Origin of the sequence: Blautia wexlerae (assembly GCF_013300825.1) — a bacterium.
Classification (GTDB): Bacteria; Bacillota; Clostridia; order Lachnospirales; family Lachnospiraceae; genus Blautia_A; species Blautia_A wexlerae_B.
The window spans coordinates 162,817-171,288 of sequence record NZ_JAAIMY010000004.1 but is presented as its reverse complement, the minus strand read 5'-3'; the positions used below and the strand labels follow the sequence as shown (position 1 = coordinate 171,288).

The following is an 8,472-nucleotide window of genomic DNA, read 5'->3' as shown; positions in this document are numbered from 1 at the left end:
AGACATACAAGCCAAAATTCCATTGCCGCAGGCAATCTGGAATGAATTTTGGCTAAGTTACTGTGAACGGAGTGAACAGTAACGAATAACAATTCTAAATGTGATGAAACAGAATGAAATAGTAATGTGATATCAGACTTATAGAATAATAACTGAGAAGGATTATTGAATGAGCAAAAAGAGATTTTCCGGACTGCGTCTGATTCTTATGGTGCCTGTGGTGGTGCTTCTGGCCGGTGGGCTGATCATCGGCGGGAGAGCTTTGCAGGAACCAGGGGAAGTAAGGACTCTTAAGAAACAGGAGATAGCGCAGACGGATGAAGGACATCAGGAGTATTATTTCAGCCTTCTTAATGAAGATGAACAGAGAGGCTACCGTGAGATCCTGGAGGGGATCAGAAGCTTTGAGGATAAATTTTATCTGTCTCTCTCGGGAGATAATGAGATAGACAGAGTGTATCATGCAGTGCTGAAGGATCATCCGGAGCTGTTCTGGGTACATAACCGGGAGAAAGTTTATAAGACGACTTATTCAGGCAGGGATTACTGTCAGTTTTCTCCGGGATATACTTATACAGAGGAGCAGAGACAGGAGATTACGCAGGCTATGGAGAATGCCTATCAGGAGGTGTTATCGCAGGTCCCGGATGGTGCTGATGATTATACGAAGGTGATGACTGTTTATACTTATGTCATAGACAATACTAAATATGTGATCTCTGATGATGACCAGAGTATAGCGGGAGCTTTCTGGAAGAAACAGGCTGTATGTGCGGGCTATGCGGGAGCAGTGCAGTATCTGCTGGAGCGTCTGGATATTCCCTGTATTTATGTGGAGGGTGATGCTGCAAACAGTACCCAGGGACATGCCTGGAATATTGTAAAGCTGAACGGACAGTATTATTATGTGGATGCCACCAATGGGGACCAGCCGGACTTTCTGGAGGGGGATGCCACGCTGCTGGCAGAGCATAAGACAACGATCTATGATTATCTGTGTCCGTTTCCCCGGGAGTACGAGATGAATTATATTGCTTCTGATGAGTTTCAGGTGCCGACATGTACAGCAACGGATATGAATTTTTATGTGCGAAACGGAGCTTGTTTTGACAGCTATGACTGGGACAGTGTGTATAATCTGTGTAAGCTTCGCATTGACAGTAATGCGGCAGTGGTACGTTTTAAGTTCAGCAGTCAGGAGGCATTTGATGAGGCTTATATGGATCTTGTTGACAGTAATCACATCCAGGATATTGCCAGATACTATCTGGAAGTCCATGGGCTGTCACAGATTTCCTATCATTACGGCGTAATCGACAATATGAAGACCTTGTACTTCATGTTCTGACAGGTTTAGTTCAGATGTGTCAGTTGATGATGAGGAAAGCTATAAATATATAACTAAAAGGAGTGACTGAAGATTATGGTTAATATGACAGATATATTTGGAAATGCGCTGAGTATTGCCGGGAGTTTTATGGATTCAGATCTGGTGAACCGTTTTATGATGGCAATATTTGCAGTGATCCTTGTGTTTGGAGTGCTGAACTGTATTCTGGGATACAGGCTTCTGCGTTTCTGGATGATGCTGGGAGGTTTTTTGGTAGGCGGCGGTCTTGCGCTGGTGGTTGTACATACAATGGGAATACAGGAGAAATCAACAATGCTGATCGCGGCATTGGGGGCAGGAGTTGCGTTCGCAGTGATCGCATTTCTGATCTATAAGGCAGGTGTGTTTATCCTGGCAGCAGGAATTGGCTGGGCGGTCAGTATTTATTTCCTGCACCCTACCAGTTCTGCAGTATTTTTTGCATGTATTCTGATCGGCGTGGCTCTTGGTTCCATGGCGGTGAAATACTGCAGGGAAGTGCTGATCGTGGCAACAAGTCTGATCGGTGGTATTATGGCAGGAGTTTCTCTGGCACAGCTTGGAAATCTGGCAGATATTCCCTATGGACTTGGAATGAGTGTGGGATTTGCAATCCTGAGTATGCTGATCCAGTTTGCTATTAATAAACCTGCATCTGATGAAGATGATGAAGAAGCAGATAATGAGGAGAATGCTGAGCAGGTTTATAGACAAAATCAGGAATTCAGACAGGGTCAGAATTCTGAACAGCCTCAGGCTCAGAGAGGAAAACGGGGGGAAAACAGGAATGACAGAAGAAGTAAAGGAAAAGGTATATAACCGGGCACAGGACTATTACAAAATGCTTTTGTTTTTAAATGAATCCACGAACGATTCTTTTCTTCTGTGGGATATGGAGAGCGATATTGTTTATTTTTCGCGACAACTCTCTGTCCTGGATGGACGTGAACACAGGGAAGGGATTCCGGATGACATTTTTGCCTATGATTTGGATGCAATCAAAGCCGTAGTGTATAAAAATGATATGGGAAGGGTGGAACAGGCACTCAGACATATACGCAAAGGTTCTGAGGATCGTATGGATATTAATTTCCGATATGTGGATCCACAGGGGAAGAAATTCTGGGTGAACTGCCGGGGAAATCTGTTTAATGAGGGCGGCAGGGAACAGCCTTTTATGATTGGCTGCCTTTCGGGAAGGGTCCTGTCGGAGAGCGTGGATATGCTCACAGGTCTGCTGAATTATAATAATATGATCGAGAATGTTCAGGAAGGGCTTTCCAGAGATCGGAGAGGGCATATACTGGTTCTTGGCATTGATGATTTCCGTGAGATCAACCAGCGTATGGGACGGGAGTACGGCAATCAGATATTAAAGAGAACTGCTGAGCTCCTGGATGAAATTAAGCATGAAAAAAGCAGTATATACAGGCTGGACGGCGATCATTTTGGTGTAGACCTGCCGGGATTCAGTAAGAGAGATACTGTGGAGTTTTTTGGGCAGCTTCAGAAACGGACGGAGTCTCTGTGCGAATTTTCCGGTGGTGCTGTATATTATCCCTATGATGAGAATGGGAAGGATGCAACAATACTGATCAATTATGCAGAAAGTGCGTTGCTGCGCTCAAAAAAGAACGGAAAGAACCGCCTGTCTTTCTTTTCATCAGAGGATTATCAGGACAATACCCTGAAAATCGAACTTCAGAAAGAGCTCCGGGAAAGTATCCGCAATAATTTTGAGGGATTTGAGCTGTATTATCAGCCACAGGTTACCTCCAACGGATACTGCCTGAGGGGAGCCGAGGCATTGCTGAGATATCATTCCAAAAAACGGGGATTTATGTCACCGGTTGTGTTTATTCCATTACTTGAACAGACGGAAATGATCGTTCCTGTGGGACAGTGGGTAATGAAACAGGCTTTTACGCAGTGTGCAAAATGGCGCAGAAAATATGGGGATTTTAACATCAGTGTTAATGTTTCTTATATTCAACTGAAAGACCGTACTATTATCCAGACAGTGCTTGACACTGCCAGAGATTCCGGGATTCCGGCAAGTGCGGTCACACTGGAAGTGACGGAGAGTATGCAGCTTCAGGATTACAATTATTTCAACAGTATGTTTTACTGCTGGAAAGAAAAAGGAATGCAGATATCCATTGATGATTTTGGAACAGGATATTCTTCTCTCAGCTATCTGAAGGGCCTTGAGGTGGATGAGGTCAAGATTGACAGATGCTTCGTGCGGCAGATACATAAGAGCTCTTACAATTACAGATTGCTGAGTAATATGCTGGAACTGACTCAGGAGGCACAGATCAGAGTCTGTTGTGAAGGTGTTGAGGAAGAGGAAGAACTTCAGTGTCTGGATACACTTTCTCCTGAACTAATCCAGGGATATTTCTTCGGAAAGCCTGTGCCTGCAGATGAATTTGAAAAAACATTTCTGTGCAGAGAGGGTACCTATCATAAATTTGTTTCCGCACTTCGTCAGAAATACCATACACAGACCGTCTCTGAACAGATACCGAAAGGAAATTCTTTGGAGCTTGCCGGGTATAAGGCTATTCTGGATAGTCTGCAGGCAGTTATTTATGTGGTAGATAAACAGAATCTGGAACTTCTGTATATGAATGCGGAGGCGAAACAGGTTACAGGGATTTATAATTATTCCGGATGTAAATGTTTTCAGGTTCTCGCAGGACGCGCGGAGCCATGTGAACAATGTGTCCTGCCCGGAGAAGATTTTGAAAAGGCCAGAAGTAAAATGTTCTATGAACTTTATGGCAGAAAAACAGTCGTCCGGGAGAGAAGTATTCAGTGGAACAGGCGGGAATCCAGACTGATCGTAGCAGTTCCTGTTGATGGAACTTATGGTTTGCTGGATCAGAAACTGAATCAGGATCTGAGTGCAGCGGAGAAGATCATCGAAATGTATGAGCTTGTTCTTCATGAGAGGAAAAATCCGGATATCCTTGAGAAGCTGATGGCTTTTACCGGGAAATATTATCAGGCAGACAGGGCATCTCTTTTTCTGTGGGATGAGAAACTGGAAGTCTGGGAAGACACAGTCTATTACCGGGATCAGGGTGTTATGAATAAAGACCAGTATCTGGAAGTTACAACACAGGAGAAAATCCAGCCATGGCTTTCTTATATCCGTAAAAACAGAGTGGTATATATTAATGATAAAGATGCATTAAAGAAAGTGGATGAAAGGCTTTATCACGATTTTGAGCTGCAGGATGTAAAGGACTGTATGCTTTGTGGAATCTGGTGTGGGAGGGAACTGTTGGGATTTATCTGTATAGATAACCCGGGAGTACTCACAGAGCGAATGGAACTTCTCTGTAAAACTGCAGCTCTGGTGGAACAGATATTGTTTCATGATGTGGAAAATGACAGTGAGATTCTTCATAAGCTGGTCGAGAAAAAGATGGATCATGATATCCTTTCTGTTTCAGGTCTGGGACTGTGGCAGATGAAGATCAATAAATCCACAGGGAAAGTTACAGTTCTTGCAGATGACACTATGAAGAAGCTTCTTGGCGTAAAGAATGATATCACTCCGGAAGAATGTTATCAGGCATGGGCTGACAGTATTGATAAAGATTATCTGGATTATGTAAGGGATGCAAAAGACACGGTAATGTTTACAGATAAAACAGTGCAGATAGAATATCCTGGCACAACTCCCCAACGAGGCAAAGTTACCATTCGCTGTGTAGGAACAAAAACATCGGAAAATGATACTATGATGACTATTGACGGTTATTACCGGATACTGGAGGATATGATCCAGATTCGAAAAAAAGGAATTCCTGAAGCTGAGTGACCGAAAACGGGCAGGTACAGCAGAGCAGGAAATATATGCCACAGGACAGAAAGGACAGGCGAGAGAAAAGATGGCAAAAGAAGCAAAGACAAATGCAATGAGAATGCTGGACAGACAGAAGGTGAAGTATGAGGCGTTCTCCTATGAATGTGATGAATTTATTGACGGGGTCCACAGTGCGGATAAGATTGGTGCACCCTATGACCAGTCTTTTAAGACTCTGGTAATGGAAGGAAAGAGCGGCGGTTATTTCGTTTTTGTAGTTCCGATTGAAAAGGAAGTTGACCGTAAGGCGGCTGCAAAGGCTGTCGGTGAGAAGACAGTGGACATGATCCATGTGAAGGATATCACAAAGATTACCGGATATGTGAGAGGCGGCTGCAGCCCGCTGGGAATGAAGAAACCTTATCCTGTTGTGTTTGATGCATCTGCAGGAGAATTTGAGGAGATTTATGTGAGTGGCGGCCGTATCGGACTGACACTGAAGGTTCCCCTTGCTGATTTGCTTAAGGTGACAGGCGGAAAGCTGGCGGATATTACCATGAAGACAGAATAAAATAACAGGGTACGGCTTAGCCGTACCCTGTTATTTTATTCTTTAGTTATCGGAAGCGTCCTCTTCGTTGATCTCGAATACGTGACGTTTCTTAGCCATCTCATCACTTGCCAGATATTCATCGTAAGTAGTGATCTTGTCGATCATGGTTCCGTTTGGAAGGATTTCCATGATACGGTTGGCTGTTGTCTGTACGAACTGATGGTCATGTGAAGTGAAAAGGATAACACCCGGGAATTTGATCAGACCGTTGTTCAGTGCTGTGATGCTCTCCATGTCGAGGTGGTTGGTTGGCTCATCCAGAATCAGGATATTTGCACCGGAAATCATCATCTTGGAAAGAAGACAGCGAACTTTCTCACCACCGGAAAGAACGCGTACACGTTTGATGCCGTCTTCACCAGGGAAGAGCATACGTCCGAGGAATCCACGAACATAAGTGGCATCCTTGATCTCGGAGTACTGTGTCAGCCAGTCTGTAATAGTAAGGTCATTATCGAACTCTGCAGTGTTGTCTTTAGGGAAATATGCCTGGGAAGTGGTAACACCCCATTTATAATTTCCTTCATCCGGTTCCATTTCACCGACCAGGATCTTAAACAGAGTAGTGATTGCCTGTTCGTTAGCACCAACGAAAGCTACTTTGTCATCATGACCGAGTGTGAAAGAAATGTTATCCAGAACTTTTACACCGTCGATTGTCTTGGAAAGGTTTTCCACCATAAGGACTTCGTTACCGATCTCGCGGTTTGGACGGAAGTCGATGTATGGGTATTTACGGCTGGACGGACGCATATCGTCAAGCTGGATCTTTTCCAGGGCACGCTTACGGGAAGTTGCCTGTTTGGACTTGGAAGCGTTGGCACTGAATCGGGAAATAAATTCCTGAAGTTCTTTGATCTTTTCTTCTTTCTTTTTGTTAGCTTCCTTCATCTGTTTGATGAGGAGCTGGCTGGACTCAAACCAGAAGTCGTAGTTTCCGGCATAGAGCTGGATCTTGCCGTAGTCGATGTCTGCTGTATGAGTACATACTTTATTTAAGAAGTAACGGTCATGGGATACAACGATGACAGTGTTGTCAAAGTTGATCAGGAATTCTTCGAGCCATTCAATAGCCGGCAGGTCAAGGTGGTTGGTAGGCTCATCCAGAAGAAGGATGTCCGGATTACCAAACAGTGCCTGTGCAAGAAGAACTTTGACCTTCTGGCTTCCTGTAAGGTCAGCCATCTGGGAATAGTGGAGATCGGTTTCAATTCCAAGACCATTCAGAAGAGTAGCAGCATCAGATTCTGCTTCCCATCCGTTCATCTCTGCAAATTCACCTTCCAGTTCGCTGGCGCGGATGCCGTCTTCATCAGTGAAGTCCGCTTTTGCATAGATAGCATCTTTTTCTTTCATGATCTCATACAGTCTCTTGTTACCCATGATAACAGTATCCAGAACTGTATATGCATCATATTTGAAGTGATCCTGCTGCAGGAAAGAGAGACGCTGGCCCGGAGTGATAACAACGTCACCGTTGGTAGGCTCTAACTGTCCGGAAAGGATTTTAAGGAATGTGGACTTACCGGCACCGTTTGCACCGATGAGACCGTAGCAGTTGCCCTCAGTAAATTTGATATTTACATCTTCGAAGAGGGCCTTTTTACCTACGCGCAATGTAATATTGTTTGCTGAAATCATATCATACCTCTTTTTTGTGAAATTATTGTTTTGCAGTAACTGTCCGGCAGATTGTTTATGGAAAACGTATCTTTCGCAGGAAACAGTTACATTATTTTCTATTATATAAGTTACAACCGTTTATCATTGTACCGTAAATTGGGAAATTTGCAACTGTTTTTTGCTTTTTTGGGTTCTTTTATTTACAAAAAAAAGAAGCACTGTTATAATATAGAATAAATATAGCCTCTTGACAGACAGAAATATGAGGCATTGATATGACAGAAATAACGATTACTGTTTCCATTGTTTTATGCAGAACAGCGATGTGGACAGTAAAGGATAATTAATTTTAGAGAGGTTGCAAAGACTATGTTTATTACAAGAGAGTGCGATTATGCAGTTCGAGTGGTACGTGCGCTTTGGGGAGAGAGCAGACTGAGCGTATCCGATATCTGTGAGAAAGAAGCGATCACAGCGCCTTTTGCCTATAAGATTCTGAAGAAACTTCAGAAGGCAGAAATCGTGAAGGGATACAGAGGCGTACATGGTGGTTATTCTCTGAACAGGGGACTGGATGAGCTGACTTTATATGAGGTTTATTCGGCAATTGATCCGGAGATGTTTATCATCGAATGTCTGGATCCAAAATATAACTGTGTCAGAGACGGACAGGGTGGAATACCTTGTCTGGTACACAGGGAATTGTTATCTGTACAGGATGAGCTGATAAGTCTCCTTAAGAGAAAAACAATACAGCAGATCATGGAGGAGGCGTAGAGCCTCCTTTTTTTATTTTTATCTGCCTGATTTGTTCGAAATTTGGCATATCTGCATAATGTTAGTTATAAACAACTTGAAAAATACACATATTTGCTACTGAAATAACAGAAAATCTCTGCTTTGTACCTCATAAGATACAAAATATGTCAAAACAAATTGGACACAGGCAGAAGATTATGTTATAATCTACAATGAAATTTGAGGTATATTTTACTTATGCCTTGAAATAAATAAATAATTTTCATCAACCTTTAAGGAGGAAAAACA

General features: G+C 43.2%; 6 protein-coding genes. 5 read left to right on the top strand and 1 reads right to left on the bottom strand.

The genetic code is table 11. The annotated features are described in order from the left end of the window. Nucleotides 1-169 precede the first annotated feature (169 nt). The 4 genes from G4417_RS04050 (at nucleotide 170) to ybaK (ending at nucleotide 5,760) form a co-directional block, all read left to right on the top strand. Nucleotides 170-1,348: a transglutaminase domain-containing protein gene (locus tag G4417_RS04050; protein ID WP_173682705.1), complete on the top strand. Its 1,179-nt coding sequence runs from the start codon at nucleotides 170-172 to the stop codon at nucleotides 1,346-1,348. A 75-nt stretch (nucleotides 1,349-1,423) separates the two neighbouring features. Further along, on the top strand, nucleotides 1,424-2,188 hold the full coding sequence (locus G4417_RS04045; protein ID WP_173682704.1) for a DUF4203 domain-containing protein: 765 nt from the start codon (nucleotides 1,424-1,426) through the stop codon (nucleotides 2,186-2,188). Next, nucleotides 2,157-5,204: a bifunctional diguanylate cyclase/phosphodiesterase gene (locus G4417_RS04040; RefSeq protein ID WP_173682703.1), complete on the top strand. Its 3,048-nt coding sequence runs from the start codon at nucleotides 2,157-2,159 to the stop codon at nucleotides 5,202-5,204. Before G4417_RS04045 ends, G4417_RS04040 begins: the two co-directional genes overlap by 32 nt. Before the next feature lie 70 nt (nucleotides 5,205-5,274). Then, nucleotides 5,275-5,760, top strand: coding sequence for a Cys-tRNA(Pro) deacylase (ybaK, locus tag G4417_RS04035; protein WP_118610461.1), 486 nt, complete (start codon nucleotides 5,275-5,277; stop codon nucleotides 5,758-5,760). 42 nt (nucleotides 5,761-5,802) lie between these two features. Here ybaK and G4417_RS04030 read toward each other — a convergent pair whose 3' ends face one another. Further along, the gene (locus tag G4417_RS04030) at nucleotides 5,803-7,443 is read right to left on the bottom strand and encodes an ABC-F family ATP-binding cassette domain-containing protein (protein WP_008703297.1); all 1,641 of its coding nucleotides are present in this window, start codon (nucleotides 7,441-7,443) and stop codon (nucleotides 5,803-5,805) included. Nucleotides 7,444-7,794: 351 nt separating this feature from the next. Between G4417_RS04030 and G4417_RS04025 the strand changes: the two genes are divergently transcribed. After that, the gene (locus tag G4417_RS04025; protein WP_173682702.1) at nucleotides 7,795-8,202 is read left to right on the top strand and encodes an RrF2 family transcriptional regulator; all 408 of its coding nucleotides are present in this window, start codon (nucleotides 7,795-7,797) and stop codon (nucleotides 8,200-8,202) included. The last annotated feature ends 270 nt before the right edge of the window (nucleotides 8,203-8,472 follow it).

Coding starts and splice junctions, on each gene's coding strand:
- G4417_RS04025 (WP_173682702.1), top strand. CDS start 7,795: ATGTTTATTACAAGAGAGTGCGATTATGCAGTTCGAGTGGTACGTGCG.
- G4417_RS04050 (WP_173682705.1), top strand. CDS start 170: ATGAGCAAAAAGAGATTTTCCGGACTGCGTCTGATTCTTATGGTGCCT.
- ybaK (WP_118610461.1), top strand. CDS start 5,275: ATGGCAAAAGAAGCAAAGACAAATGCAATGAGAATGCTGGACAGACAG.
- G4417_RS04040 (WP_173682703.1), top strand. CDS start 2,157: ATGACAGAAGAAGTAAAGGAAAAGGTATATAACCGGGCACAGGACTAT.
- G4417_RS04030 (WP_008703297.1), bottom strand. CDS start 7,443: ATGATTTCAGCAAACAATATTACATTGCGCGTAGGTAAAAAGGCCCTC.
- G4417_RS04045 (WP_173682704.1), top strand. CDS start 1,424: ATGGTTAATATGACAGATATATTTGGAAATGCGCTGAGTATTGCCGGG.